General features: G+C 55.6%; 26 protein-coding genes. 10 read left to right on the top strand and 16 right to left on the bottom strand.

Annotated features, from left to right (window positions below; translation table 11 throughout):
* Positions 1 to 2 precede the first annotated feature (2 nt).
* Together ilvA and LC094_RS08290 are read right to left on the bottom strand one after the other, a co-directional pair.
* Positions 3 to 1,253: a threonine ammonia-lyase IlvA gene (gene ilvA, locus LC094_RS08295; RefSeq protein WP_226551709.1), complete on the bottom strand. Its 1,251-nt coding sequence runs from the start codon at positions 1,251 to 1,253 to the stop codon at positions 3 to 5.
* Positions 1,246 to 1,998 carry a hypothetical protein gene (locus LC094_RS08290; RefSeq protein ID WP_226551707.1) on the bottom strand — a complete coding sequence of 251 codons (753 nt, stop codon included), beginning with the start codon at positions 1,996 to 1,998 and terminating at the stop codon, positions 1,246 to 1,248. Before LC094_RS08290 ends, ilvA begins: the two co-directional genes overlap by 8 nt.
* A 148-nt stretch (positions 1,999 to 2,146) precedes the next feature.
* Between LC094_RS08290 and LC094_RS08285 the strand changes: the two genes are divergently transcribed.
* A complete protein-coding gene (locus tag LC094_RS08285) occupies positions 2,147 to 3,373 on the top strand; it encodes an argininosuccinate synthase (protein ID WP_226551705.1) in 1,227 nt (408 codons plus the stop codon).
* Positions 3,374 to 3,442: 69 nt separating this feature from the next.
* On the opposite strand, the gene LC094_RS08280 is transcribed toward LC094_RS08285, so the two are convergent.
* Both LC094_RS08280 and LC094_RS08275 read right to left on the bottom strand, forming a co-directional pair.
* Positions 3,443 to 4,318, bottom strand: coding sequence for a ribokinase (locus LC094_RS08280; RefSeq protein WP_226551703.1), 876 nt, complete (start codon positions 4,316 to 4,318; stop codon positions 3,443 to 3,445).
* A gap of 17 nt (positions 4,319 to 4,335) precedes the next feature.
* A complete protein-coding gene (locus LC094_RS08275; protein ID WP_226551701.1) occupies positions 4,336 to 6,600 on the bottom strand; it encodes an NADP-dependent malic enzyme in 2,265 nt (754 codons plus the stop codon).
* Positions 6,601 to 6,767: 167 nt separating this feature from the next.
* Between LC094_RS08275 and mutS the strand changes: the two genes are divergently transcribed.
* On the top strand, positions 6,768 to 9,383 hold the full coding sequence (gene mutS, locus LC094_RS08270; RefSeq protein ID WP_226552238.1) for a DNA mismatch repair protein MutS: 2,616 nt from the start codon (positions 6,768 to 6,770) through the stop codon (positions 9,381 to 9,383).
* Between the two features lie 10 nt (positions 9,384 to 9,393).
* On the opposite strand, the gene LC094_RS08265 is transcribed toward mutS, so the two are convergent.
* From LC094_RS08265 to hrcA, 3 genes are read right to left on the bottom strand one after another with little or no spacing between them, the layout of a single operon-like run.
* Entirely contained in the window at positions 9,394 to 10,455 is a 1,062-nt protein-coding gene (locus tag LC094_RS08265; protein WP_226551699.1) for a TPM domain-containing protein, read from the bottom strand.
* 60 nt (positions 10,456 to 10,515) lie between these two features.
* Positions 10,516 to 11,094, bottom strand: coding sequence for a nucleotide exchange factor GrpE (locus tag LC094_RS08260; protein WP_226551697.1), 579 nt, complete (start codon positions 11,092 to 11,094; stop codon positions 10,516 to 10,518).
* A gap of 11 nt (positions 11,095 to 11,105) precedes the next feature.
* The gene (hrcA, locus tag LC094_RS08255; protein ID WP_226551695.1) at positions 11,106 to 12,170 is read right to left on the bottom strand and encodes a heat-inducible transcriptional repressor HrcA; all 1,065 of its coding nucleotides are present in this window, start codon (positions 12,168 to 12,170) and stop codon (positions 11,106 to 11,108) included.
* Positions 12,171 to 12,291: 121 nt separating this feature from the next.
* Here hrcA and rph point away from each other — a divergent pair, with 121 nt between their 5' ends.
* The 4 genes from rph to hemW are packed head-to-tail and all read left to right on the top strand — an operon-like array spanning position 12,292 to position 15,165.
* A complete protein-coding gene (gene rph / locus LC094_RS08250; protein WP_226551693.1) occupies positions 12,292 to 13,005 on the top strand; it encodes a ribonuclease PH in 714 nt (237 codons plus the stop codon).
* Positions 13,005 to 13,625 (top strand): RdgB/HAM1 family non-canonical purine NTP pyrophosphatase, encoded by a 621-nt coding sequence (gene rdgB / locus LC094_RS08245; protein ID WP_226551691.1) that lies wholly within the window; start codon positions 13,005 to 13,007, stop codon positions 13,623 to 13,625. The genes rph and rdgB overlap by 1 nt, the downstream gene beginning before the upstream one ends.
* The gene (locus LC094_RS08240; protein WP_219783328.1) at positions 13,622 to 14,005 is read left to right on the top strand and encodes a RidA family protein; all 384 of its coding nucleotides are present in this window, start codon (positions 13,622 to 13,624) and stop codon (positions 14,003 to 14,005) included. The genes rdgB and LC094_RS08240 overlap by 4 nt, the downstream gene beginning before the upstream one ends.
* 2 nt (positions 14,006 to 14,007) lie before the next feature.
* Complete coding sequence (gene hemW / locus LC094_RS08235; RefSeq protein ID WP_226551689.1) at positions 14,008 to 15,165, top strand: radical SAM family heme chaperone HemW; 1,158 nt, start codon at positions 14,008 to 14,010, stop codon at positions 15,163 to 15,165.
* On the opposite strand, the gene LC094_RS08230 is transcribed toward hemW, so the two are convergent.
* From LC094_RS08230 to hemJ, 7 genes are all read right to left on the bottom strand, one after another.
* Positions 15,162 to 16,073, bottom strand: coding sequence for a ParB/RepB/Spo0J family partition protein (locus LC094_RS08230; protein ID WP_226551681.1), 912 nt, complete (start codon positions 16,071 to 16,073; stop codon positions 15,162 to 15,164). The genes hemW and LC094_RS08230 overlap by 4 nt on opposite strands.
* A gap of 2 nt (positions 16,074 to 16,075) precedes the next feature.
* Entirely contained in the window at positions 16,076 to 16,876 is an 801-nt protein-coding gene (locus LC094_RS08225; protein WP_319003283.1) for a ParA family protein, read from the bottom strand.
* Positions 16,869 to 17,486: a 16S rRNA (guanine(527)-N(7))-methyltransferase RsmG gene (gene rsmG / locus LC094_RS08220; protein WP_226551678.1), complete on the bottom strand. Its 618-nt coding sequence runs from the start codon at positions 17,484 to 17,486 to the stop codon at positions 16,869 to 16,871. The genes LC094_RS08225 and rsmG overlap by 8 nt, the downstream gene beginning before the upstream one ends.
* Complete coding sequence (gene mnmG, locus LC094_RS08215; protein WP_226551669.1) at positions 17,486 to 19,354, bottom strand: tRNA uridine-5-carboxymethylaminomethyl(34) synthesis enzyme MnmG; 1,869 nt, start codon at positions 19,352 to 19,354, stop codon at positions 17,486 to 17,488. Before mnmG ends, rsmG begins: the two co-directional genes overlap by 1 nt.
* Positions 19,355 to 19,377: 23 nt before the next feature.
* Positions 19,378 to 20,664 (bottom strand): tRNA uridine-5-carboxymethylaminomethyl(34) synthesis GTPase MnmE, encoded by a 1,287-nt coding sequence (gene mnmE, locus LC094_RS08210; RefSeq protein WP_226551667.1) that lies wholly within the window; start codon positions 20,662 to 20,664, stop codon positions 19,378 to 19,380.
* Positions 20,665 to 20,691: 27 nt separating this feature from the next.
* Entirely contained in the window at positions 20,692 to 21,963 is a 1,272-nt protein-coding gene (rho, locus tag LC094_RS08205; protein WP_226551665.1) for a transcription termination factor Rho, read from the bottom strand.
* 126 nt (positions 21,964 to 22,089) lie between these two features.
* Positions 22,090 to 22,542 (bottom strand): protoporphyrinogen oxidase HemJ, encoded by a 453-nt coding sequence (gene hemJ / locus LC094_RS08200; RefSeq protein ID WP_226551662.1) that lies wholly within the window; start codon positions 22,540 to 22,542, stop codon positions 22,090 to 22,092.
* Positions 22,543 to 22,936: 394 nt separating this feature from the next.
* Here hemJ and LC094_RS08195 point away from each other — a divergent pair, with 394 nt between their 5' ends.
* Genes LC094_RS08195 through dnaQ form a run of 4 tightly spaced genes read left to right on the top strand, consistent with a single transcriptional unit; the run spans position 22,937 to position 25,698 of the window.
* Positions 22,937 to 23,542 carry a Maf family protein gene (locus LC094_RS08195; RefSeq protein WP_226551660.1) on the top strand — a complete coding sequence of 202 codons (606 nt, stop codon included), beginning with the start codon at positions 22,937 to 22,939 and terminating at the stop codon, positions 23,540 to 23,542.
* Positions 23,539 to 24,369 (top strand): shikimate dehydrogenase, encoded by an 831-nt coding sequence (locus LC094_RS08190; protein WP_226551658.1) that lies wholly within the window; start codon positions 23,539 to 23,541, stop codon positions 24,367 to 24,369. Before LC094_RS08195 ends, LC094_RS08190 begins: the two co-directional genes overlap by 4 nt.
* Entirely contained in the window at positions 24,366 to 24,965 is a 600-nt protein-coding gene (gene coaE, locus LC094_RS08185; RefSeq protein WP_226551656.1) for a dephospho-CoA kinase, read from the top strand. Before LC094_RS08190 ends, coaE begins: the two co-directional genes overlap by 4 nt.
* A complete protein-coding gene (dnaQ, locus tag LC094_RS08180) occupies positions 24,958 to 25,698 on the top strand; it encodes a DNA polymerase III subunit epsilon (RefSeq protein ID WP_226551654.1) in 741 nt (246 codons plus the stop codon). The genes coaE and dnaQ overlap by 8 nt, the downstream gene beginning before the upstream one ends.
* Before the next feature lie 9 nt (positions 25,699 to 25,707).
* Here dnaQ and secB read toward each other — a convergent pair whose 3' ends face one another.
* Positions 25,708 to 26,214 carry a protein-export chaperone SecB gene (gene secB / locus LC094_RS08175; protein WP_226551652.1) on the bottom strand — a complete coding sequence of 169 codons (507 nt, stop codon included), beginning with the start codon at positions 26,212 to 26,214 and terminating at the stop codon, positions 25,708 to 25,710.
* Positions 26,215 to 26,271: 57 nt separating this feature from the next.
* Positions 26,272 to 26,769: an FxsA family protein gene (locus LC094_RS08170; protein WP_226551650.1), complete on the bottom strand. Its 498-nt coding sequence runs from the start codon at positions 26,767 to 26,769 to the stop codon at positions 26,272 to 26,274.
* Positions 26,770 to 26,846: the final 77 nt, after the last annotated feature.

Here is a 26,846-nt window from a genome sequence, read left to right as displayed (position 1 = left end):
TTTCAGAGAACAAATTCCGCAAGCGCCTGATCGTTTGTGATATCCCGATAAACCAAACCTGCGGCATCCATTTTCTCAAACAAATGTGCGAAATTATCCGGATTATCCGTCTCAATCCCGATTAGGACTGAGCCAAAATTTCGCGCTGATTTCTTGAGATATTCAAAGCGCGCGATGTCGTCATTGGGCCCGAGCATATCGAGAAACTCTCGCAAAGCGCCGGGCCGCTGCGGCATACGCAGGATGAAGTATTTCTTGAGATTGCGGAATCTCTGGGCCCGTTCCTTGACCTCCGGCAAACGTTCGAAATCGAAGTTCCCACCAGAGGTCACACAAACGACCCGTTTGCCCCGAATTTGCTCGCGGATGTCCTGAAGCGCATCGATCGAGAGCGCGCCCGCGGGCTCCAAAACAATGCCTTCGACATTCAGCATCTCCAACATTGTGGAGCAAATGCGATCTTCCGGGCAGGCCAGAATGTGATCGAGTGAAATATCCTTCAGACTCTCGAAGGGCAGCTCCCCGATCCGCGCGACGGCGGCACCGTCTACGAAGCTATCGACATCCGACAAAGTGACAGGATGCCCCTCAGCAACCGCCGCTTTGAGGGAGCGCCCCCCCATCGGTTCGACAAAATAAACCTCGGCCTGTGGTGCTGTCGCTTTGAGATAGGACACGACGCCTGCGGAAAGACCGCCGCCACCGACGGGAAGAACAACAACATCCGGCACCATTTGGGACATGAATTCGACCGCAACCGTGGCCTGCCCCTCGATCACATCGAGATCGTCGAAAGGTGCAAGAAAATGGCCATCCTCACTTGCGCAGTAGGTTTTCGCGGCCTCAAGCGTGTTGTCGAAATAGTCCCCAACAAGGCGAATTTCAACCATGTCACCGCCGAAGACTTTGGTCTTGTCGATCTTTTGCTGAGGCGTGGTGACCGGCATGAAGATCACGCCGCGCACACCGAACTGACGACAGGCAAAGGCCACGCCTTGTGCGTGGTTTCCGGCGGAGGCACAGACAAAAAGCCCAATGTTCGGGTCTTTTTCACGCGCCTTGATCATCGCGTTCCACGCCCCGCGCAGCTTGTAGGAGCGCACCGGCGTTAAATCTTCGCGCTTGAGCCAGACATCGCAATCAAAGGCTTGCGACAGGTGATCGTTGCGCAGACAGGGAGTTGGCTCGAAAAGGCGCCGCACCAAGGTCTCCGCTTCGCGGGCCTTTTGCGCGAAATTGTCCGGGTCAGTCATTCAAATGCCCCTTCATCGCCAGCTCATAGATCGAGGACAACAGGCTGACGTTGATCATCAGCAAAATCCAACCCGCCGCCAATTCGTACAGCAGGCCAATGATACCGCTGCCAAACACCGGGGCGATGACTTGAACGACCATCAACACGGCAACCGACAGGATCGCGGCCTGCAAAATCGGGCCGGAGTGAGGCTTCGTGGCCCGCCATGCTTCGCCCATGGGCACCTTGTTCCCAATGGCAACCCCCGGCAACATGGGCGAAATCCGAAAAAACACGAAGGCTGCCGGCAAGCCGACAAGCACGATGAGGAACAGGGCACCGACAGACTGAGACAGAATTCCGCCAAACAAGGACAGGAAAACCCCTCCCCAAAGAACGATCAGCAAGCCAACCAACAGGCCCATCACGATGGACAGGATGAGATAGCTAAAAATGCGTCCACCACTCCAGGACGGGAAAGCCGAGGTCGGGCGTTTGCCCTCAAGCGCATAGCGGTGCCACTCGACTGCGATCCAACACGAGCCGACCGCCATCACGATATTCGCAACGAAGAGCAACATCAGGCCATTGCCGGTGACTGCCTCCGGATCGCCCGCTGCGAGGCCTTCCATATCCACCGACCCAAAGACCAAAATCTGCAGGATCAAAATCCCGATCCAGATCAGACCAGATACAGCCAATGCTTCGTCGAGGTGGCGCAGAACACGCGACACAGCGTTCTGAAAGAGGATAAAGCCAGTCATGATAACCCTTTTCGATCAACTTACCCGACGGTCTTAGTGGTTTTCCCCTCTGAGCTAAAGCATTCTTGGTGCGAAACCCCGCTCAAACCTTGCCCTCGGCACGAAAACCCGATAATCGCCCGGGCGATATCCGCAAAAGGAAAGTCTCATGTCTGCGCCCAAAAAAGTGGTTCTCGCCTACTCCGGCGGCCTCGATACCTCGATCATCCTGAAATGGCTCCAGACCGAATATGGCTGTGAGGTTGTGACCTTTACCGCCGATCTCGGCCAAGGTGAGGAACTGGACCCGGCGCGAAAAAAGGCTGAGATGCTCGGCATCAAACCGGAAAACATCTACATCGAAGACGTGCGCGAAGAGTTCGTGCGTGATTTCGTCTTCCCGATGTTCCGCGCCAATGCCGTTTACGAAGGCCTCTACCTTCTGGGCACTTCCATCGCGCGTCCGCTGATCTCCAAACGTCTTGTCGAGATCGCAGAAGCCACCGGCGCCGATGCCGTCGCTCACGGTGCGACCGGCAAGGGCAACGACCAAGTGCGGTTCGAGCTTTCGGCCTATGCGCTCAACCCCGACATCAAAGTGATCGCGCCCTGGCGGGAATGGGATCTGTCCTCGCGCACCAAACTTTTGGACTTCGCCGAGCAGAACCAAATCCCGATCGCGAAAGACAAGCGTGGCGAAGCGCCGTTCTCCGTCGACGCGAACCTTCTGCACACCTCGTCCGAGGGCAAAGTGCTTGAGGACCCGGCACAAGAAGCGCCCGATTACGTCTATCAGCGCACAGTTCACCCCGAGGATGCGCCGAACGAACCCGAGTTCATCGAAATCACCTTTGAAAAGGGTGACGCGGTGGCGATCAACGGTGTGGCGATGAGCCCGGCAACAATCCTGACCGAGCTGAACGAATACGGTCGTAAACACGGCATCGGCCGTCTCGATTTCGTCGAGAACCGTTTCGTCGGCATGAAATCGCGCGGCATCTATGAGACCCCGGGCGGCACCATCCTGTTGGAAGCGCACCGTGGTATCGAACAAATCACGCTCGATTCCGGCGCCGGTCACCTGAAAGACAGCCTGATGCCGCGCTACGCCGAGCTGATCTACAACGGCTTCTGGTTCTCGCCGGAGCGCGAAATGCTTCAGGCCGCCATCGACAAATCGCAAGAGCATGTGTCGGGCAATGTGCGCCTGAAACTCTACAAAGGCTCTGCCTTCACCGTGGCCCGGTCGTCCGAAGCCTCGCTTTATTCCGAAGCGCACGTGACTTTCGAAGACGATGCAGGCGCTTACGACCAGAAAGACGCCGCAGGCTTTATCCAGCTCAACGCGCTTCGCTTGAAACTTCTGGCCGCACGGAACCGTCGTTTGAAGAAATAACGGGTTCACTGACCTCGAAATGACAAAAGGGCGTCCACTTGGACGCCCTTTTTTGGTCTTCAAATTGGTTTAAGCCGCACGAAAGCGTTTCACCTCATCCGCCGAGGGGATCGCGTCCGCCGTGCCCGCCCGCGTCACCTTCAACGCCGCAGCCTGAACCGCCCATTCCATCGCGGCCTTGATCGGCATGCCAAGATCGAGCCCGGCGGCGACATAGCCGATGTAGGTGTCCCCCGCCGCCGTGGTGTCGACCGGCGTGACTTTGGGTGACGTCACCTCGATCACTTCGCCTGTTTCATTCGAGCGCCACATGGCCCCCTTGCTGCCCAAGGTCACCATGACCTGCGGCGCGGGGATTTGCTCCAAAGACACACCCATTTCAGAACAGAGCTGAGTTGCCTCGACAGAGTTCATCACCAACATGGAGACGTCGGGGATCAAATCCTTCACCGCTTTGATCGAAAACGGTGCTGCCGAATAGATCACCCGCATGCCTTTGACCAAAGCAAAGGTCGCGGCCTGTGGTTGCAGGTTGGTTTCATTTTGCAGCAAGAGCGTGTCCGAAGGCTTTGCCTGATCGATCGCCTCGACAACGAATTCGCTGTCCTGTTTCACATTCGCGCCCGGGTCGAGCACGATCATGTTTTCACCCTCGGGATCGACATAGATCACCGCGTGCCCCGTCGCCTCAGAGACCTCGCGCAGGTATTTGCAGTTCACACCATAGCCTTCGATCCGCTCACGCACCCAAGTGTCAGCCTGACCAATCGCGCCGATATGAAAGACCTCAGCCCCGGCTTTGGCGGCCGCGACTGATTGGTTCATGCCCTTACCGCCAAGTCCAAGTTTATGGTCCTTGGCGCTAAGTGTTTCTCCCGGCTCGGGAAAATGAGGAAGCATGTAGAAATGGTCGATGTTCACCGAACCGAGATTAAAGATCGCCATAACACGCCTCCTACTTTTTACGTCGTTTGACCCACCTTACACGCGGCGAGCACGGCCATGTTCAGAATATCGTTTACAGTCGAAACCGTTGAACAAATCTGAATCGGCTTGTCGACGCCGGTCAAGATCGGCCCGATCACGGTCGCACCGGCCATTTCCTGCATCAGCTTCACCGAAATCGATGCAGAGTGACGCGCCGGCACCACGAGGATATTCGCGGGCCCAGACAGGCGACAGAACGGATAAGCCGACATGACATCGGGGTTCAGCGCCACATCGACGGTCATCTCGCCATCATATTCGAAATCGACGCCGCGCTTGTCGAGCACCCGAGGCGCGATGTGCATTTTGTTCGCCCGTTCAGAGACCGGATAACCGAAGGTCGAGAAGGAGACGAAAGCCACCCGCGGTTCGATCCCCATCTTGCGCGCCACAGCGGCGGCGGCAGTGGCGATGTCGGCGAGATCTTCCTCTTCCGGCCATTCATGCACGAGCGTGTCGGCGATGAAAATGATCCGGCCTTTGTGCAGAACGGCGGTGACACCCACGGCGCCATCTTCGGCCTTTGCGTCGAACACGGAATTGATCCGATCGAGCACATGCGCGGATTTGCGTGTCGCGCCGGTGACGAGACCGTCGGCATGCCCATGCGCCAACATCAAAGCGGAAAACGCATGACGGTCGCGGGCGGCCAGACGGTGAATGTCCTTTTGGTCAAAACCAGTGCGTTGCAGACGTTTATAAAGGAAATCCTTGTAGTCCGTGAGGTGCTGCGTGTTGGCCGCGTTGACGATTTCGATCTCGGACATTGCTTCGCCAAGACCCTCTTCTTGCAGTTTGGCCCGCACATCTTCGGTCCGGCCGACGACCAGAGCACGCCCGAAACCGCCCCGATGATAGGCAACAGCCGCGCGCAGAACACGTGGATCGTCGCCCTCGGCGAAAACCATCGTCGCCTGAGCCTGACGTGCGCGAGCATAGAGGCCTTGAAGGATTTGTGCGGTCGGGTCCATCCGGGCCTGAAGGTCCTGCGCGTAGCCTTCCATGTCGATGATCGGACGACGGGCCACGCCCGTATCCATGCCGACCTGCGCGACGGCGGGCGGAATCGTGTAGATCAAGCGCGGATCAAACGGCGTCGGAATGATATAATCGCGACCAAAGGTCAGTTTGCGCCCATAGGCCAAGGCCACCTCATCCGGCACATCTTCGCGCGCCAGAGCCGCAAGAGCCTCGGCACAGGCAATTTTCATCTCGTCGTTGATCGCACGGGCATGGATGTCGAGCGCGCCACGGAACAGGTAGGGAAAGCCCAAGACGTTGTTCACCTGGTTCGGATAATCCGAGCGCCCAGTGGCAACGATGACGTCATCACGCACCTCATGGGCATCTTCGGGCGTGATCTCCGGATCAGGGTTTGCCATGGCGAAAATCACAGCGTTCGGCGCCATGCTCTTGACCATATCCTGGGTCACGGCGCCTTTCGCCGACACACCAAGGAACACATCGGCATCCACCATCGCTTCGGCCAGAGTCCGCGCATCGGTGACCGCGGCGTGAGCCGATTTCCACTGATTCATACCTTCGGTACGGCCCTGATAGATCACGCCTTTGGTGTCGCACATGATGCAATTGTCATGTTTCGCGCCCATGGCCTTGACCAGTTCAAGACAGGCGATCCCGGCAGCACCAGCGCCGTTGAGGACAATTTTACAATCCTCGATCTTTTTGCCGGAAATATGCAGCGCGTTGATCAGGCCCGCCGCACAGATCACCGCCGTGCCATGTTGGTCATCGTGGAAGACGGGGATGTCCATCTCTTCCTTGAGGCGCTGCTCGATGATGAAACACTCAGGCGCTTTGATGTCCTCAAGGTTGATCCCACCAAAACTCGGCCCCATGAGGCGCACAGCGCGAATGATCTCTTCGGGATCTTCGGTGTCCAATTCGATGTCGATGGAGTTCACGTCGGCGAAGCGTTTGAACAGAACCGCCTTGCCTTCCATCACCGGCTTCGACGCCAAAGCGCCCAGATTGCCGAGGCCCAAAACCGCCGTCCCATTCGAAATCACCGCAACGAGGTTGCCCTTGTTGGTGTAGTCATAGGCCGTTTCCGGCGCTTTCGCGATTTCTTCGCAAGGCACAGCCACGCCCGGAGAATAGGCCAGCGACAGGTCCCGTTGCGTCGTCATCGGCACGCTTGGTGCGACATCGAACTTGCCGGGACGCGGGTCCATGTGAAATGCGAGCGCTTCTTCGCGCGTTTGTTTGATCTTGGACATTCGGGTGGCCTCCTCGCCATCAGTTCGGACTACTTACCCACACCCTGCCCCGGTCTCAACAAAAAGAACGCGATCTGGCCCTTTACGCCACATATTGGGTCGTTAAGTTGGGGCGAAATCAGACAGGGAACTGCATCTTGGCCACCGAAACGCCCGCCGCAACGCCGATGATGGCGCAATATCTCGAAATCAAAGCGCGTCATCGCGATGCGCTTTTGTTTTATCGCATGGGCGATTTCTACGAGATGTTCTTTGACGATGCGATTGCCGCCTCCGAGGCGCTCGACATCGCGCTGACAAAACGCGGCAAACATGCAGGCGACGACATTCCGATGTGCGGTGTGCCGGTTCATGCCGCCGAGACCTATTTGCTCAATCTCATTCGCAAGGGCTTCAAAGTCGCCGTTTGCGAACAGCTCGAAGACCCGAGTGAGGCGAAAAAGCGTGGCTCCAAGGCCGTGGTCAAACGTGACGTCGTGCGTCTGGTGACGCCCGGCACCTTGACCGAAGACACGCTTTTGGACGCGCGACGTCACAACTACCTCGCCGCCTATGCGGAAATTCGCGAAGAGGGTGCGCTGGCCTGGATCGACATCTCGACCGGCGCCTTTCATGTCATGCCATGCCCGCTTGTGGGTCTTGGGCCGGAACTTGCCCGCCTCAACCCGTCGGAGATCGTCGTGTCTGAGGTGAATGAAGCGAATTGGGCCGAGTTTGTGCCTGATTTCTATGATCGCATCACCGAATTGTCGCGCGCGTCTTTCGACAGTACGTCGGCGCAAACGCGACTGACATCGCTTTTCGGCGTCTCGTCCCTCGAGGCCTTCGGCCAGTTCACCCTGTCCGAAGTGGCGGCCATGGGCGCGATCGTCGATTATCTCGACATCACACAAAAGGGCAAATTGCCGCTCGTGCGACGCCCCATTCGCGAGTCCTTGCGCGGTGCGATGCAAATCGACGCCTCGACAAGACGCAACCTTGAGATTTCGCATGCCCTGTCTGGCGGTCGCGAGGGATCGTTGATTGCCACGATGGATCGCACCGTGACGGCCGCAGGTGGACGTCTTCTTGAACGCCGGCTGTCGAGCCCATCGCGTGACGTCGATACGATCTCCGCGCGGCTTGATGCGATCTCTTTTGCGATTGAAAACACCCAAACCGCCCAAGCGCTGCGCGACGCGCTGCGGAAGGTTCCGGACATGGAACGCTCGCTGTCACGTCTCGGGCTTGAACGAGGAGGTCCGCGCGATCTGGCCGCCATTCGCAATGGTCTGTCACAGGCGGAAAACATCTATGATCTCCTCGAGAATGCGCCAGTTTCGACCCTAATCCAGCAGAAAATGGCATTTCTGACAGGTCAAGCCGAACTGATTGACCTGCTCGATGCGGCTCTGGTTGCGGAACCACCCTTGCTCGCGCGGGACGGCGGATTTATCGCCGCCGGTTATCACGAAGAACTCGATGAATCTCGCACTCTGCGCGACGAAGGGCGCGGTGTGATTGCCTCCCTGCAGATGAAATATGCGGAGATGACCGGGGTTCAGTCGCTCAAGGTCAAGCACAACAATGTCCTCGGCTACTTCATCGAGACCACATCAACCCACGCCGAAAAAATGCATTCCTTGTCGGAAACCTTCATCCACCGTCAAACGACCGCCAATCAGGTGCGGTTCACGACGCTGGAGCTTTCCGAGCTGGAAACAAAAATTCACAACGCCGGTGGGCGCGCGCTTGAGATCGAAAAACGTCTCTATGAGAAACTGCGCATGGCGATTTTGGAGCAGGCCCCGGCGATCAACGATGCCTCTGGCGCACTGGCAGAGCTGGACCTGATCACAGCGCTCGCCGATCTCTCTGTGAGCGAGGGTTGGACCCGTCCTCAGGTGGATTTGGGTCGAGAATTCCTGATTTCCGGTGGTCGTCATCCCGTTGTGGAACGTGCCTTGCGCAAGCAAGGCGGGGACAAATTCGTCGCCAACAATTGTGATTTGTCTAACGGACATGAGGGCGCCGCGATCTGGCTTTTGACCGGGCCGAACATGGCCGGTAAATCAACATTCCTGCGCCAAAACGCATTGATTGCGCTGATTGCGCAGGCTGGTTCCTATGTGCCCGCCGACTCCGCACATATTGGCATTGTGTCCCAACTTTTCTCCCGCGTCGGTGCCTCTGACGATCTGGCACGCGGGCGTTCGACCTTCATGGTCGAAATGGTTGAAACCGCCGCGATCCTCAATCAGGCCGACGACCGTGCTTTGGTCATCCTCGACGAAATCGGGCGCGGCACGGCGACCTATGACGGCTTGTCGATTGCCTGGGCGACGCTTGAGCATCTGCATGATGTCAACAAATGCCGCGCGTTGTTTGCGACGCACTATCACGAAATGACCAGTCTTTCCGACAAACTGTCAGGCGCAGAAAACGCCACCGTGTCGGTCAAGGAATGGGAGGGCGAGGTCATTTTCCTCCATGAGGTGATCAAGGGCAAAGCGGATCGATCCTACGGTGTGCAAGTCGCCCGGCTCGCGGGTCTGCCAGATGCCGTGGTCGAGCGCGCGAAATCTGTTTTGGAGGCGTTGGAAAAAGGTCAGGCCGAGAATGCCGCCAATCCCAAAGCCATCATTGACGATCTTCCGCTCTTCGCAGCGATGCCGCCCGCGCCGAAACCCGTGGCGGAAAAAGAGAGTGCCGTTGAAAAGGCCCTTGAGGGGATTTTGCCGGATGATCTGAGCCCGCGTGAGGCGCTCCAAGTGCTGTATGATTTGAAAGCGAAGCTGAACTAGGCGCCACGCGTCACCAGCTTCCGCTTGCCCCGCCGCCGCTGGACGAGCCGCCGCCAAACGAGCTGCTCCCCGAAGAGGAGGAGCTTGAGCTTTCGCGCGGGATGGTGCGTTCAACGGAATAGGCATCGCCGCAATTGTGGCAATGGTAGTCGATGCGCTTGCGGCCCGTTGAGGATGTGGTCGCATGTTCGAGAATGGTGGTGTCGCCCTCAACGGTGCGATACCCGCAATTCCGGCAGACAGAATAGGACGAAAACCACGCACGATAGCCTTCGATGGTGATGTGCTGACAGGTCTGACATTCCCAGACATCGTAATCGACGGATTTCAAATCCTCTTCGGTGATCTGTCCTTTCTGAAGGTGGTTGTCCTCCCAAGCCTCATCCAGACGCGTCATTTGATGACCGTCATTGGGGCAAATACGAGGGTGATTGCGTTTCCAACGGCGATAGGCCCGATAGGGAAACGGCAAAAGAGCCGCCAGAATGGCAAAAATCCAATTGCCGAGCCCCTGCACGACGGAATTGACCACGCGGCCAATCATATTGGTCGCCCTCACCCATGGACTCGCGTCATATTCACCCGGCCAAGACCCTGTCACAGCCAGGATCGTATGATTGACCCCGTTCGAAATGCCCTCCTCATAGGCGTCGTCGCGAAAATACGGCAGGATGTCATCGTCGATCACCTTTTGCATCGGGTTGTTCATGCGGGTGCCATAGCCAGAGCCAACCTCCAGGCGCACTTTGCGATCCCGCAGAGAGACAAGCATCATCACCCCATCGTTCCGCTCGGCGTTGCCAACACCCCATTTGTTGAAAAGGCCCGTCGCAAAGGGTTCAATTGCGCCCGTATGTCCGTAACGACGCATTTCATAGATCGTGACGACCGTGAACTCGATCCCCGTCTCTTCTCGTAACTCTATGAGCCGATCGCGGATGTCATCCGCGACTTCATTCGAGAGAAGACCAGCGAAATCATTGACATAGATCTCGCGATACTCTGGAAAATCCTGAGCCACGACAGAGACAGGCGTCAGGATCAAAAGCAACAAAAGACGAATAACACGCATAGAAAAAGCCCTCGTAAGACACGAGGGCTTTAGCAAAGCTCAGTTTCCGGGAAAACCTTTTTACGCGGGCGTCGAGGACACGCCCACCTGAGCCGGACGCAGCAGGCGGTCGTGGATCATGAAGCCCACGTTCATCACCTGGATGATGTCACCGGCTTTGGTGCCGGGCACGGGGGCCTCGAACATCGCTTCGTGAATTTGCGGATCGAAGGTCTCGCCCACCTCCGGGTTCACGATCTGAATGCCGTGTTTCGAGAAGGTGTTCAAAAGCTCACGCATGGTCAGCTCGATCCCTTCGATCAGGGCGGCCTGCGTTTCGCGTTGATCTTCGGCAATCGCATCAATCGCGCGTTTCATGTTATCGAAGACCGGCAACATATCGCGGGCCAATTTGGACCCACCGTAGTTTTCCGCCTCGCGACGATCACGATCCGCACGCTTGCGGGAGTTTTCCGCATCGGCCACCGCACGCATGAAACGATCCCGGAATTCATCGCGTTCTGCGCGGAGCTGTTCGAGCTCCTCGGACAGATCGCCAGTTTCCGGATCTTCAAGTGCCTCATCAGAGGTGATGTCGATGATCTCTTCTTCGGTCGGGCGTTTGATCTCTTCAGACATATCTTTCTTCGGATCCGTCATGTTTCACCTTTTCAAGCCTTCCCGGACACAATCCGTCCGACAAGTTGGGCCGTGTAATCGACAATCGGCACGATCCGCCCATAGTTGAGGCGAGTCGGCCCGATGACACCCACGGCACCGATAATTTTTCGTTCAGCGTTCATATAAGGAGAAACCACCAAAGAGGAACCCGAAAGTGAGAAAAGTTTGTTCTCTGAGCCAATGAAAATGCGCACGCCTTCGCCATCCTCGGTCAGTTCGAGAAATTCCGCGATGTCGCGTTTCTTTTCGAGATCGTCGAACAGGCTTCTGATGCGATCAAGCTCTTCGGCTTCGGCACTTTCTCCCAACAAATTGGCACGCCCGCGCACAATCAAGCGCTCGTAATGCGACCCCTCGCCTTCCCAAAACGCCGAACCGTTTTCGATCAGATCAGCAGCGAGGCTATCAAGTTCCTGACGCCGTGTTTTGATCTCGCGCTCCACCGTGGTGCGCAGCTCAGAAAGCGTTTTACCCTCAACCAGAGAATTCAGAAAATTCGTCGCCTCTCGCAGCGAGGACGGGGTTTGCCCCATCGGCGGCGTGAAGATGCGGTTTTCGACATGACCGTCGGCAAAGACCAACACGACCAGCGCGCGGTCCGGCGCGAGATTGACGAATTCCACATGTTTCACAGGGGCTTCGTGTTTCGGGGCAAGCACAAGGCTGGCGCCCTGAGTAAGCCCAGACAAAGCCGATCCCACCCGATCCAGCATCCCGCTCACATCGTGATGTTCGTTGCGGATGGTCAATTCCATCTTTTCACGCACGTCATCGGTGACCGTGCCGACCTCAAGCAACCCGTCGACAAACAAACGCAGCCCAAGCTGCGTCGGAACCCGCCCTGCGGACACATGCGGACTGTCCAAAAGCCCGAGATATTCGAGGTCCTGCATCACGTTGCGTACGGTCGCGGCGGAGACTTTTTCGCTCATAGTCCGCGTCAGAGTGCGCGACCCCACAGGTCCGCCGCTTTCAAGATAGCCCTCGACCACGCGGCGAAACACTTCGCGCGACCGGTCATTCATTTCAGCGATGAGATTTACACGATCCGTCATTCTTCCTGCGTCTTCCAAGACCCTTCGCCATTAAAAGACATCGAGACCGAGGGTCAATGAGGCTTGCACGTCTGAGCACCTGTTCGGTATGTCTGCCGCAACAGATGCGGAAGGATATAGCATGCGACCCTCAGGTAGAAATTTAGACGAAATGCGGCCGATTTCAATCGAGACTGGCGTGACGAAACATGCCGAGGGCTCGTGTCTGATCCGTTGCGGCGACACCCATGTTCTCTGCACCGCCACGATCGAAGAGCGCGTGCCGCCCTTTATGCGCAATTCGGGCCAGGGCTGGGTGACGGCAGAATACGGCATGTTGCCGCGCTCGACCTCCTCGCGGATGCGTCGTGAGGCGACCCAAGGCAAACAAGGCGGGCGTACCGTTGAAATTCAACGTCTGATCGGGCGCTCCCTGCGCGCGGGCGTGGATCGCGTGGCCCTTGGCGAACGTCAGATCACCGTCGACTGTGATGTCATACAGGCAGACGGCGGCACGCGTTGTGCGTCGATCACCGGGGGTTGGGTTGCCCTGCGTTTGGCGGTGAACAAGCTTTTGAAATCCGGTGCGATCACCTCCGATCCGCTGATTTCGAATGTCGCGGCTGTGTCCTGTGGCATCTATGCCGGTCAGCCCGTGCTCGATCTCGATTACCCGGAGGATTCCGAAGCGGGTGTGGACGGCAATTTCATCATGCTCGCCAACGGTCAGATGATCGAAACCCAAATGAGTGCCGAAGGCGCCACCTATTCGCGCGCGCAGATGAACGAGCTGCTCGATCTGGCCGAAAAAGGCGTTTCTGAGCTGGTTTCGGCTCAAAACGCAGCGGTGGCGTGATGCGCGCATTCGACAGCAAAAAGCTGGTGCTCGCCTCCCACAACAAAGGCAAGCTTCGCGAGATTGCGGAGCTTTTGGAGCCTTTCGGGATCGAGGTAATCTCCGCCGGCGATCTGGGCTTTGAAGAACCGGACGAGACCGAAGACACCTTTGTCGGCAACGCGCGGATCAAAGCGCATTTTGCGGCCAAATCCAGCGGCCTCCCTGCCCTCTCCGATGACAGTGGCCTCGCAGTTGACGGTCTTGACGGTGCGCCCGGTGTCTATTCCGCCGACTGGGCCGAAACCCCCAATGGCCGCGATTTCCCGATGGCGATGCAAAAGGTCTGGGACCGCCTTGAAGAGAAAAATGCAGCCGAACCCCGCACCGCGCGGTTCTGTTGCACGCTCTGCCTTGCTTGGCCCGACGGCCATGACGAGATTTTCGAAGGCAAAGTCGAAGGTCACCTCGTCTGGCCGGCCCGCGGAGAGCGCGGCTTTGGGTACGACCCGATGTTCGTCGCCGAAGGTGAAACAGAAACCTTCGGTGAAATGGACCCTACGCGCAAACAGGCCATGAGCCACCGCGCCGATGCCTTTCGTCAACTGGTCTCCGGACCCTTTAAGGATCTCGCTAAATGAGTACCCGCAAACTGATCTCCTCCGGCTCTGATTTCGAAAAAGTCATGGGCTATTCCCGCGCCGTCGTGCAAGGCGACTGGTGTTTCGTGTCCGGCACCACCGGCTACGATTACAGCACGATGACCATGCCGGAGAGCATCGCCGATCAGGCTCGCAATTGCTTCAAAACCATTTCCGGCGTGCTGGAAGGCGAAGGTTTTTCCCTGAAAGACGCGGTGCGTGTGCAATACACGATCACCGACGCCGCTTTGGTGGACGAAGTTGTCCCGGCTTTGGGTGAATTCCTCGCCGATATTCGCCCTGCGGCCACCATGGTCGTTGCCGATCTCATCAAACCCGAGATGCTGATCGAAATCGAAATCACGGCGTTCAAGGGATAATCATGGAAGACTGGCAAAACGGGGGCTTTGGTCTCTACATTCATTGGCCGTTTTGCCAGGCGAAATGCCCCTACTGCGATTTCAACTCCCATGTGGCCGCGACGATTGATCAATCCGCATGGGAGCGCGCCTACCTTTCCGAGATCGAGCGTGTTTCACGGGAAACATCCGGTCGCGTTCTAAACACCGTATTCTTTGGCGGCGGCACGCCGTCTTTGATGGATCCAGAGCTCGTAAATGCCATTTTGAGTAAGGTTCGAGACTGTTGGACACTTGCGAATGATGTCGAGATTACACTCGAAGCCAACCCGACCTCTGTCGAAGCGGGTCGGTTTCAGGGCTATCGCGACGCTGGCGTCAACCGTGTCTCCATGGGCATTCAATCGCTTCATGACGAGGATTTGAAACGTCTCGGGCGACTGCATTCCGTGTCAGAGGCGCGAAAAGCCTTCGATATTGCCCGAAATACCTTTGATCGTGTGAGTTTTGATCTGATTTATGCGCGACAAGGACAAACGCCAGACGCCTGGCGGGCGGAATTGCGCGAAGCTCTCTCTATGGCTGTCGATCACCTGTCACTCTATCAGCTGACCATCGAACAAGGCACCGCCTTCGGTGATCGCTATGATCGCGGACTTTTGCGCGGTCTGCCATCTGACGATAGTGCAGCGGACATGTATTTTGTCACGCAAGAAGAGTGTGAAAAGGCTGGCATGCCCGCTTATGAAGTCTCTAATCACGCCCAAAATGGCTCTGAGAGCCGCCATAATCTCATTTATTGGCGCTATGGCGATTACGCGGGAATTGGCCCTGGCGCACATGGACGACTTACCTTGGCTGGTCAGAAATACGCCATCGATACGCCCCTCGCCCCTGCTCAATGGCTGAAATCCGTTGATCAAAACGGTCACGGCGAAAATCCACGTGAAACTGTAAGTGGATACGATCAAGCCATCGAATACCTGATGATGGGGCTCCGGATCACCGAGGGCATCGATATTGCGCGGATTTCAAGCCTCTTGGGCCAAGACTTTACTATTGAAAACAAATACTTGATTGAAGATGACTTCGTCAGAATCGAAAATGGCCGCCTTTCTGTCACCCAGAAAGGTCGGCCAGTTCTGAACGCGATCATTCGCGATCTGATCCCGGATTTTTAAGCGCCGCGGGATAGGATACCGCAGAGAGCGTCCAACTCGTCCAAAGACTCATAGGACACCGAAAGCACACCTTTCTCAGTGCCATCCTTATGATCAATATTCACCTTCATCCGGATTGCTGCGGAAAGATCGGACTCAAGCGCCCGCGTATCCGCATCTTTGTCCCCGGATTTATAGGATTTCTGTGTTTTGGGCTGGGTTGGTGTCTTTTCGGCTTTCGCGAGACGCTCCGTTTCCCGCACTGAAAGGCCGCCCTCAATGACCTGCTTTGCCAAAGCGGAGGGGTCTTCAGCGGTGATCAAAGCCCGCGCATGTCCGGCCGACAACTGGCCTGACACAACAAGCGCCTGAACATCGCTTGGGAGGTTCAAAAGTCGGATCAGGTTGGCGATATGGCTTCGACTTTTTCCCAAAGCATCGGACAGCTTCTCTTGAGTATGCCCAAATCGCTCCATCAATTGCTGATAGCCAGCCGCCTCTTCGATCGCGTTAAGATCAGAGCGTTGAATGTTCTCGATAATGGCGACTTCGAGCACCTCAGTATCAGAATATTCCCGCACCAAAACCGGAAGCTCATGCAAACGCGCGATCTGAGATGCACGCCAACGACGCTCACCCGCCACGATTTCATACTCGCCGGCTTTGCGAGAACTCTCGCGCACGATCAAAGGCTGAATGACGCCTTTCTCACGGATGGAATCGGCCAGTTCATCGAGTGCTGCCTGATTAAACGTCCGTCGTGGCTGATCAGGATTTGGTACGATTCGCTCAATCGGAACCAACATATCGGCCCGACGCGGCTCATTCTGCGAAGATTGTTCGTTAGGCGTATCCTGTGCCACATCCGCCATCAAAGCGGAAAGGCCACGCCCAAGACCTCGGTTTTTAGGTTTGCTCGGATTTGCCATTCTTATCGTCCTTTTTTCGCAATCACTTCTTTCGCCAGCGCCTGATAGGCCAAGCTGCCTTTCGACATCGGATCATAATCCAAAACGGGCAAAGCGAAAGAAGGCGCTTCACTGATACGCACATTGCGCGGAATTACAGTTTCAAACACCAAATCCCCAAGGTTATCACGCGCATCCAGCTCGACCTGACGGGACAAGTTGTTGCGTTGATCATACATGGTCAACACAACACCTTCGATTCTCAGCTTAGAATTGGCCGTTTGGCGAACTTCTCGCACGGTTAGCATAAGCTGGGAAAGTCCTTCCAATGCGAAAAACTCGCTCTGCAATGGCACCAAAACGGATTCAGCCGCCACCATTGCGTTCACCGTCAGCAAACTCAAAGATGGCGGACAGTCGATCAGGATAAAATCGAAAGCGAAATCATCAATCGCATGCTGCCGCAAAGCATCGTGCAGCAGGAAACTACGCTTTTCATTCGTGACCATCTCAATATCCGCAGAGCTGAGATCGATTGTCGCGGGAGAGATCCAAAGGTTCTCAAACTCAGTCGTTTGAATCACCTCATGCAAATCGACCTCGCCGAGAATGAGATCATAAGTCGTATAGCCGCGATTTTCCGGGTCAATACCCAAGCCAGTGGAAGCATTGCCTTGAGGATCAAGGTCGACAACAAGCACACGACAGCCATTTTTCACCAGAGCTGCGGCCAGATTGATCGCTGTCGTCGTTTTTCCAACCCCGCCTTTCTGGTTTGCAACGGCAATAATTTTCGGGCCCATGGGACGGGAAAGGTCAGACACGTTCTATATCTCCGATCAGCAGAATCACGGATTCTGCATCCGTTACGCTCTCATATTCTTCGTGGCTGAAGCGCCAGCTTTCAAGGGATTCGGCGAGTTCTTCGCGAAAAGAAACCCCCTTTAAGAACACCCCATGCCCGCCCGGCGCCAGATGGCGTTCAGCATATTCCAAAAGCTTCGGAAGTGAAGCCAAAGCCCGCGCAGAGATAAGATTTGCCTTCATTGGCTCAAGCATTTCAATGCGTTCCGATTTAACTGTTGCGTTGAGATCCAGCTCTCGAGCAACAGTTCTTAAAAACGTGGCTTTGCGTTGATCGGATTCCACCATTGTGAACGTCGTCTCAGGAGAAAACTCCTTAGCCAAAGTTGCGCAAATCAACCCAGGAAAGCCGCCGCCACTTCCTAAATCGCACCAATGGGTAAGCGGCGTTGGCGCAATTCGAAACACTTGTGCTGAATCCACAAAGTGGCGTTCCCATGCGCTCTCAATTGTCGATTTTGCGACAAGATTGATTGCGGGATTCCATTTCTGAAGCAAAGCCAGATAGGTTTCCAGCCGCTCGAATGTTTCACGTGAAACATCGAAATCAGCAAACTTCAGTGAAGTCATCAGGATACTTTCTCTCTTTGCGATTGGCGCAACCGTGCAAGGATCAAAGTGACAGCGGCTGGCGTCATGCCTTCCACCCTACCCGCTTGAGAAATGGTTTGCGGTCGAGCCAAAGTCAGTTTGCTACGCAATTCATTCGAAAGACCACTGAGCGCCGAATAATCGAAATCGTCCGGAATGACCTGAAGCTCATCCCGTTTCATTGCATCAACATCACGCTGTTGGCGTTCGATGTAATTCGCATAGAGCGCATCGCGGGACAACTGCTCCTGTATCTCAGGTAAAATTTCCGCAATCTCTGGATTTAGAGAAATGATATTTTCAAAGGTGACATTCGGGAATGCCAGCACCTCATAGGGCGTACGACGAGAACCATCTGAACTTACAGTTACGCCAACCGCGCTAAGCTCTTTCGGCGTATAGCTTTCCTTCTCAAGCAAAGCCCGGCCTTTTGAGAGATCTTCCATTTTTTGGTCGAACGCCTGCGCACGGGGTTCATGAACCAAGTCCAAATCCTTACCCAGCGGCGTCAAACGTTGATCGGCATTATCTGCCCGCAAAGACAAACGGAATTCCGCGCGAGAGGTGAACATTCGGTAAGGTTCACTCACACCACGCGTCACAAGATCGTCAATCATCACACCGATATAGCTTTCAGATCGTGCGAATGTTGCACCATCTTTGCCCATAGATTTACGTGCTGCATTCAATCCTGCCACAAGACCTTGTGCGGCAGCTTCTTCATAGCCGGTTGTCCCATTGATCTGACCTGCCAAGAAAAGTCCCGGAACATCGCGCAATTCCAAAGTCAATCGAAGCGCGCGCGGATCGACATAGTCATATTCAATCGCATAACCTGGCTGGAGAATTTTCACATCCTCCAGACCACGAATAGAACGCACATAGGCCTCCTGCACTTCAAGAGGCAGAGAGGTCGAAATACCGTTCGGATAAACCGTGTCGTCATCCACCCCTTCCGGCTCCAGGAAGATTTGGTGAGACGATTTATCCGCAAAACGGACAATCTTATCTTCAATGGACGGACAATACCGCGGACCTACACCCTCAATATGGCCACCGTACATCGCAGACCGAGACAGGTTTTCCCGAATAATGTCGTGCGTTTTCTCATTCGTATGCGTGATGCCGCAGGAGACCTGACGTGCAAACGGTTTGCTGTTCAGGAAGGAAAATACCACCGGATCTTCATCGCCCGGTTGTTCTTCGAGAATGTCCCAAGCAATGGTCTTGCCATCCAGACGCGGCGGTGTGCCGGTTTTCAGACGCCCCATCGGAAGCTCGAGCCCATACAGACGTTCAGCTAAAGCAACAGAGGGTTTGTCGCCAATCCGACCGCCCGGACGCTTTTCTTCGCCAATATGGATCAAACCATTCAAGAACGTACCGGTCGTCAAAACCACCGCACCCGCTTTGATCTGAGATTGATCGCCGAGAACAACGCCACATACAACATCGCCGCTCAGCAAAAGATCAGCGACCTCTGCTTCGATGATCGTCAAATTCTCGGTCGTCTCCAGCTCCGCCAACATCTCTGTGCGGTAGATCTTGCGATCCGCCTGCGCGCGCGGTCCTTGGACGGCCGGACCTTTTCGACGATTCAAAAGCCGAAATTGGATCCCGGCCTTATCCGCGATGCGACCCATCACCCCATCAAGCGCATCAATCTCGCGCACCAGGTGACCTTTTCCCAAACCGCCAATGGCCGGATTGCAGGACATCACACCAATGCCATCTTTCCGCAAAGTGATCAGCGCCGTCCGAGCCCCTGCCCGAGCAGCGGCCGCCGCAGCATCACATCCAGCATGGCCGCCACCCACGACGACGACATCGAAGTCGGTATGTTTCACGTGAAACACTCCTCGGTTTTCATTCATTTCCCGATGCAAAAACTGGAGAAAATCTCTCCAAGAATGTTCTCGACATCAATCCGCCCCACAAGGCAGTTCAGCGCATAGACCGCACGCCGCAGCTCTTCGGCGGCAAGCTCAGCACGTTCACCGCCGAGCAATACCTCATTTCGCGCTGATTCCATAGAGACAAGAGCGTCCTGAATTGCAACACGATGGCGTTCACGAATAGCTGAGGAGGCATCGGAGGCGCGATCTGAAAGCGTCGTCGCGATATGAGCCACCATATGATCAACGCCCTGCCCGGTTTTACCCGAGACGGACTGCGGATAAGCGCCGCTATCATCCTTGCCGATCAAAACAAGATCGCCGTCTTGTGGCGACATTTCAGGCTCAGCATCGGCATTTGGAAGCAAGATCACCCGCAAATCAGCCTGCGCTGCCCGGCTTCTTGCGCGATCAATGCCGATCGCTTCAACCACATCACTGGTTTCCCGAAGGCCCGCCGTATCGAGGAGCGTCACAGGCAGGCCCTGTAAATCCATACGAACTTCGATAATGTCACGCGTCGTGCCGGCAAACTCAGACGTAATTGCCGCCTCACGTCCCGCAAGCGCGTTCAAAAGCGTCGATTTTCCCGCGTTTGGCGGACCAACAATGGCGACTTCAAAGCCATCCCGGATGCGCTCCGCCATTTTCGCGCCTTTGATCTCTTCCTCGAGCTCCATCATCGTCAGTGCGATCAATTCCAGAACCTCGGGCGAAACGTCCGTCGGAACCTCTTCATCCGCGAAATCAATCGTCGCTTCGATCAAGGCCGCGGCACGGAGCAAAGCCGCGCGCCAACGCTCCGCCTTATCGCCAAGCGCACCGGAAAACACCTTTAGCGCCTGGCGACGCTGAGCCTCCGTCTCCGCCTCGATCAGATCCGCGAGCCCCTCGACCTGGGCCAGATCGAGCTGTTCATTCTCCAAAGCCCGGCGCGTAAATTCCCCAGCTTCAGCCAAACGCAATCCATCCAGATCAGCGAGAGCTTGAAGCACAGCATTGATAATCGCCACAGAGCCATGAAGTTGAAGCTCAGCACTCTCTTCCCCAGTGAAAGACGCACCTTTTTCAAAGCAAATCACCAGAGCTTCGTCGAGCATCACGCCGTCCGCATTTTTCAGAACACGCAGAGCCGTTCGACGTGGAGCAGGCACATCCCCCGCCAGCTTTTCGACAGCCCAAAACGCAAGCGGCCCGGAAATCCGGACCACTGCGACACCCGCTTTCCCGCGGACAGATGCGAGGGCGTAAATCGTATCCATAGGTTTAACCTATTGATATCCTTTGATTTAAGCGTTCATCGAGTCGAAGAATTCGCTGTTGGTTTTGGTCTGCTTGAGTTTAGAAATCAAGAACTCAATCGCATCCGTCGTGCCCATCGGGTTCAGGATACGGCGCAGAACGTAGGTTTTCTGGAGATCTTTGGAATCCACCAGGAGATCTTCTTTCCGCGTACCGGATTTGAGGATGTCCATGGCCGGGAAGACGCGTTTGTCGGCGACTTTGCGATCCAGAACGATCTCGGAGTTGCCGGTCCCTTTGAATTCTTCAAAGATCACCTCATCCATCCGCGACCCGGTGTCGATCAGCGCGGTTGCGATGATGGTCAGGGAGCCACCCTCTTCAATATTCCGGGCCGCACCAAAGAAGCGTTTCGGGCGTTGCAGGGCGTTGGCGTCCACACCACCCGTGAGCACCTTACCAGAGGACGGCACAACGGTGTTGAAAGCACGGCCAAGACGCGTGATCGAGTCGAGCAGGATGACGACGTCGCGCTTGTGCTCGACCAGACGTTTCGCTTTCTCGATCACCATCTCGGAAACGGCGACGTGACGGGTCGCAGGTTCGTCGAAGGTCGAGGAAATCACCTCACCCTTCACGCTCCGCTGCATGTCCGTGACCTCTTCGGGGCGTTCGTCGATCAACAGCACGATGAGATAGCACTCAGGGTGGTTGGTTTCGATCGAATGCGCGATGTTTTGCAGCAAAACGGTTTTACCCGTGCGCGGCGGCGCCACAATCAGCGCACGCTGGCCTTTCCCGATCGGCGACACGAGGTCGATGATGCGGGCGGAGCGGTCCTTGATGGTCGGATCTTCGATCTCCATCTTGAGGCGCTCATCCGGATACAGCGGCGTAAGGTTGTCAAAGTTGATCTTGTGACGGGCCTTCTCAGGCTCTTCAAAGTTGATCAAAGTCACCTTTGTGATGGCAAAATAGCGCTCGTTCTCGTTCGGCGCATGCATCACACCCTCGACCGTGTCACCGGTGCGCAAACCATGCTGGCGGATCACGTCAGGAGAGACGTAAATGTCATCGGGACCCGGCAAATAGTTCGCCTCAGGAGAGCGCAGAAAGCCGAAACCATCTTGGAGTACCTCAAGCACGCCATCCCCGGAGATCACCCACTCATCTTCCGCGCGCTCCTTGAGAATCGAGAACATCATCTCGCCCTTACGCATGGTCGAGGCGTTTTCGATCTCCAACTCTTCGGCCATCGCCAAAAGGTCTTTGGGGCTCTTGGCTTTCAAATCAGCCAGATTGAGAGTGGTGTCGCTCATAGAAATATCCAATTCGACCGGCGCGTCACACGGGTCTTTCAGTCATGTCTCAGTGGAGAATCCCTACGCCGGACGGCGCGGGTTTGGCAGAGAGATAGAAACAGAAGTCAGTTAAGTCAATCTTTCTTAGAATGGCTTGGCGATAATCATCACCACGATGAAAATCATAAACAGCGTCGGAAGCTCGTTCATCATCCGGTAATGACGGCCGGTTCGGGTGTTTGTGCCCGTGATGAAATCCTTACGACGTGCGGCGCACCACATGTGAAACCAGGTCATTCCAAGCACATTCACAGCCTTGATCCAAGACCAGCCAGCGGACCAATCGACGATACCGGGCGTGAAAACCAGACACAGGCCAAAGAGCCAGCTGGAGATCATCGCAGGGTTCATGATCATTTTCAGGAGTTTTTTTTCCATGTCCTGAAAGAGAAGATCGGTTTCCGTGCCTTGGATCACGCTTTCGGTGTGACGAACGTAAAGACGCGGAAGGTAAAACAGGCCAGCCATCCATGCGATGATGGAAATGACATGCATGGACTTTGTCCAAGGATAAATGCTTGCAAGAATATCGCCCATAAGAGGTGCCCCTTCGTTTCTCTCTAAATAAAATAATAAAAGAAAAAGAAAAGGATGATGATTTTGTAGGGCCTGTGGATAATCTGGATTATTGAGTTTTACACAGGGTTTTCCAAGCTCTTGAAAACGTCATATTTCTTATCCACAGCTTAGGATAAGATGAAATTTATAATATAAATCAAAATGTTGAGATTTGATTTCTGTCGAGATCAGGGGATGAATTTCGAAGGTGTCGGGAAATTGTTACTTTTACGTCCAGAGGCAAAATGTCTTACCCACGGTGATAAAGAGAGGTGAGAAGCGCCTGGAACTATCGGTTTATCCCCGGCTGCGCTAAAAGACCGAAAAACACCGCTTTGATCCCCGCACTCACACAGGAGTTTTCAACAGAGCTATGAACAGCCCGGAACAGCTTATCCTCGCCTCGGGGTCCGAAATCCGGCAGACCTTGCTTCGAAATGCGGGCCTCACTTTCGATGTCACTGTCGGACGAATTGATGAAGAAACGGTAAAAGAAGCGCTCCTTCATGATGGCGCAACACCCCGAGACATCGCTGATGCTCTGGCGGAGGCGAAGGCACGCAAAGTGTCCATGAAACATCCGGGCGCCATGGTCATTGGCTGTGATCAAACGCTGTCGTTCAAAGGCAAGCTTATCTCCAAAGCGCAAAACATCGACGAAGCCCGCGCACAGCTCAAAGAGATGCGCGGCGAGCGGCACAAACTTTTGTCTGCCGCCGTGATCTATGAAAACGGGGAGCCGAAATGGCGTCATGTTGGCGAAGTGCGCCTTGAGATGAACAATTTTTCGGACGCCTATCTCGACGATTACCTGACGCGGAATTGGGATCAGGTTCAGCATTGTGTCGGCTCCTATATGCTGGAGGCCGAAGGGGTGCGTCTTTTTTCTCGCATTGATGGCGATTACTTCACGGTGCTGGGTTTGCCCCTGCTGCCACTTTTGGCATATCTTGCGCAAAGGGGAGTGATCGCATCATGAGTGACAAAATTCCGGTGGCCGGCGTGATTGGTATGCCTATTTCTCATAGCCAGTCGCCAAAGCTTCATAACTATTGGCTGTCTCGCTATCAGATCTCTGGCCATTACGTGCCTCTGCATATCGAACAAGCGGATCTCGCAGAGGTTCTGCAGATGATGCCGAAAATGGGATTTGTTGGCGCGAATGTCACGATCCCCCATAAGGAAGCCGTTCTCGGCTTGGCGGACATTGTCACAGATCGCGCCGCGCTGATCGGAGCGGCGAACACGTTGATTTTCCGTTCTGATGGCAAGCTTCATGCCGACAATACAGATGGCTATGGTTTCGTGGAGAATCTGCGCTGCAACGCGGAGTGGGACCCGAAATCTGGACCCGCGGTCGTCTTGGGCGCCGGCGGTGCTGCGCGCGCGGTGATTGCCTCTCTTTTGGACGTCGGTGTGCCAGAAATCCGACTGGCCAACCGGACAAGAACCCGTTCTGACGCGCTTCGGGCCGAATTCGGGACGAAAATCTCGGTTGTGGAATGGGTGAACGCCGGTGACATGCTCAAAGGTGCGCGCACCGTTGTGAATACCACTGCGCTTGGGATGAAGGGTCAACCTGAACTCAAAATCCCCTTTGATCATCTAAGCACTGACGCCGTGGTCACTGACATTGTCTACACGCCGCTGCGCACCGCTTTCCTGGATCGCGCCGCTGAAAAAGGCTGTCAAACCGTCGATGGTCTTGGCATGCTTCTGTACCAAGCCGCGCCGGGGTTTGAGCGTTGGTTTGGCAAACGTCCCGAAGTCGACGACGCCACGCGCCAATTCATCCTGTCCTCATGACAAAGCCCTTCATCATCGGTCTCACCGGCTCCATCGGCATGGGCAAAAGCACCACGGCGAAGCTCTTCGCTGAGGCCGGTGTGCCCGTGTGGGATGCCGATGCGGCCGTGGCCCGGCTTTACGATCAGGGCGGCGCTGCGGTTGCGCCCATGGCGGAGCAATTCCCTCAAGCGATTGAGGACGACAGCGTGTCCAAAACGCGGCTCAAGGAGATCATCTCGAATGATCATAACACCTTGAAACAGATAGAAAAGATCGTCCACCCTTTGGTCGCGCAGGACCGCCAGAATTTTATCGAAAACAGCGCGGTCGAGATGGTCCTCGTCGACATCCCGCTTCTGTTCGAAACCGGCGGCGATCAACATGTGGACGCCATCGTGGTTGTCTCAGTCGACCCTGAAACCCAACGCGCCCGCGTCCTTGCCCGACCCGGCATGACCGAAGCCCATTTCAAAGCCATTCTGAGCAAACAATTGCCGGACGCCGAGAAACGCGCCCGCGCGGATTTCGTGATCGAAACCACAAGCCTTGAAGCCGCCAAAGCCCAGGTGCATGATGTGCTTTCCACTTTAAAGGGGCAACTTTCCGATGCGTGAAATCGTTCTCGATACCGAAACCACCGGCTTTGATCCGTTCAGCGGCGATCGTCTCGTGGAAATCGGGGCGATTGAGCTGGTGAATCACATGCCTTCTGGCAACACCTACCACCAATATATCCACCCGGATCGCCACATGCCGGACGGCGCCTTTGGGGTGCACGGCATCGGTCCCGACCTGTTGCAGCCCCCGCGCCCGCCGAAAGATGGCGAAGTGATCCTTGCCGACAAACCGTTTTTCAAAGCGGTGGGTCAGGCGTTTCTCGATTTCATCGGCACGGATTCAAAGCTGATCATTCACAACGCCAGCTTCGATATGAAATTCCTGAATGCCGAGCTGAGCTGGATCGGCTTGCCTGAAATCCCTTATGACCGCGCAGTCGACACATTGGCGATGGCGCGCAAAAAATTTCCTGGCTCTCCCGCGACGCTCGATGCGCTTTGTCGCCGCTTTGGCATCGACAACTCGTCGCGGACGCTACACGGCGCATTGCTCGACTCTGAAATTTTGGCGGAGGTCTATCTTGAGCTGATCGGCGGGCGTCAGCCCGATCTCGTGCTTGCGCCTTCGAAATCGCAAAAAAAAGACGCCTCGTCTCAGATTGACGAAAACTGGCGTCCGACGCGTCGGCCTGCCCCTCTTCCGCCCCGGATCACAGACGAAGAAGCCGCCGCCCATGCCTCTTTCGTTGAGGGCTTGGGCGACGGCGCGATTTGGAATAAATTTAACTAAGTCAGGAACTTAGTTGACGGCAGCGGCAGATTGCTGTGCTTCTGCACGGCGTGCCATGTCTTGGCGGTAGAGCTGCACAAAGTCGATGTTGTCGAGGTTCAGCGGCGGGAAGCCACCGTCACGCGTCACGTCATGCACCACACGGCGCAGGAACGGGAAGAGCATCCGCGGGCATTCGATCATCAGGAACGGATGCATCTGCTCGTCCGGCACGTTTTCGATGTGGAACACACCGGCGAAATCCAGCTCGAGGATGAACAGCGTCTGCTCACCGCTTTCGGATTTGGATTCGACTTTGACCTTGGTCGCAACTTCGAACTGGTGGTCCTCGGCGCGTTTTTTCGCGTCCAGAGCGACCTGAACGGAGATCGCCGGACGACCTTCGACCTTCAGGGATTTCTGAGCGAGGATGTTTTCAAAAGACATGTCCCGGATGAACTGGCCCAGGATTTGCATTTTGACGGGGTTGGCCTGTGCGGCCGCGTCGTTTTGTGGGGTTTCGCCGTTTTCGGCCATCGGTTCGGTCCTTGCAAAATGAAGTTCGCGGCTTTGTATCAGGTTGCCGGGCCTGCCTCAATGGCGAGTCCAGCCTGACGGGCCTTGATTGGGCTTGTTTTGATCGACCTCTTCCCATTCCCCGTCGATGATATGGGGATCACGGGGTGTGCCATGGAACGGATCAGCGCCCTGACGCATGTTCTGTTGCCCCATGGTAAAGCTCTGAACCTTCACCCGTTTGCGCAACTCTTTGAGCACGAACATCCGAAAGGCGGGCACCAGCAACATAAACCCCATGGCGTCGGTAAAAAACCCGGGCGTCAACAAAAGTGCGCCGGAAAACAGGATCATCGCGCCATGCGCCAGTGGTTCGGACGGATCATTCAACTCGGAAAAGGACTGACGCAATTGTGACATCGCCAAAGCGCCCTGTTGGCGCACCAAAGCGGTGCCCAAAATGGCGGTCACAATGACGATCAAAAGCGTCGGCCAAAGCCCGATCAGACCACCAACCTGAATGAACAGGGCGATCTCAATGATCGGAACTGCGACAAAAAGGGCGAAAAGCCACATGAGAAGTCCTTTCTATTCTTGCCCCCACAGGTAGACTTGGCGGGGTGCGTCACCTACATAAGGTCGGAACACAGTTA

Origin of the sequence: Celeribacter naphthalenivorans, assembly GCF_020524585.1 — a bacterium.
Taxonomy (GTDB): domain Bacteria; phylum Pseudomonadota; class Alphaproteobacteria; order Rhodobacterales; family Rhodobacteraceae; genus Celeribacter; species Celeribacter naphthalenivorans.
This window is presented reverse-complemented; position numbering and strand designations above follow the sequence as displayed.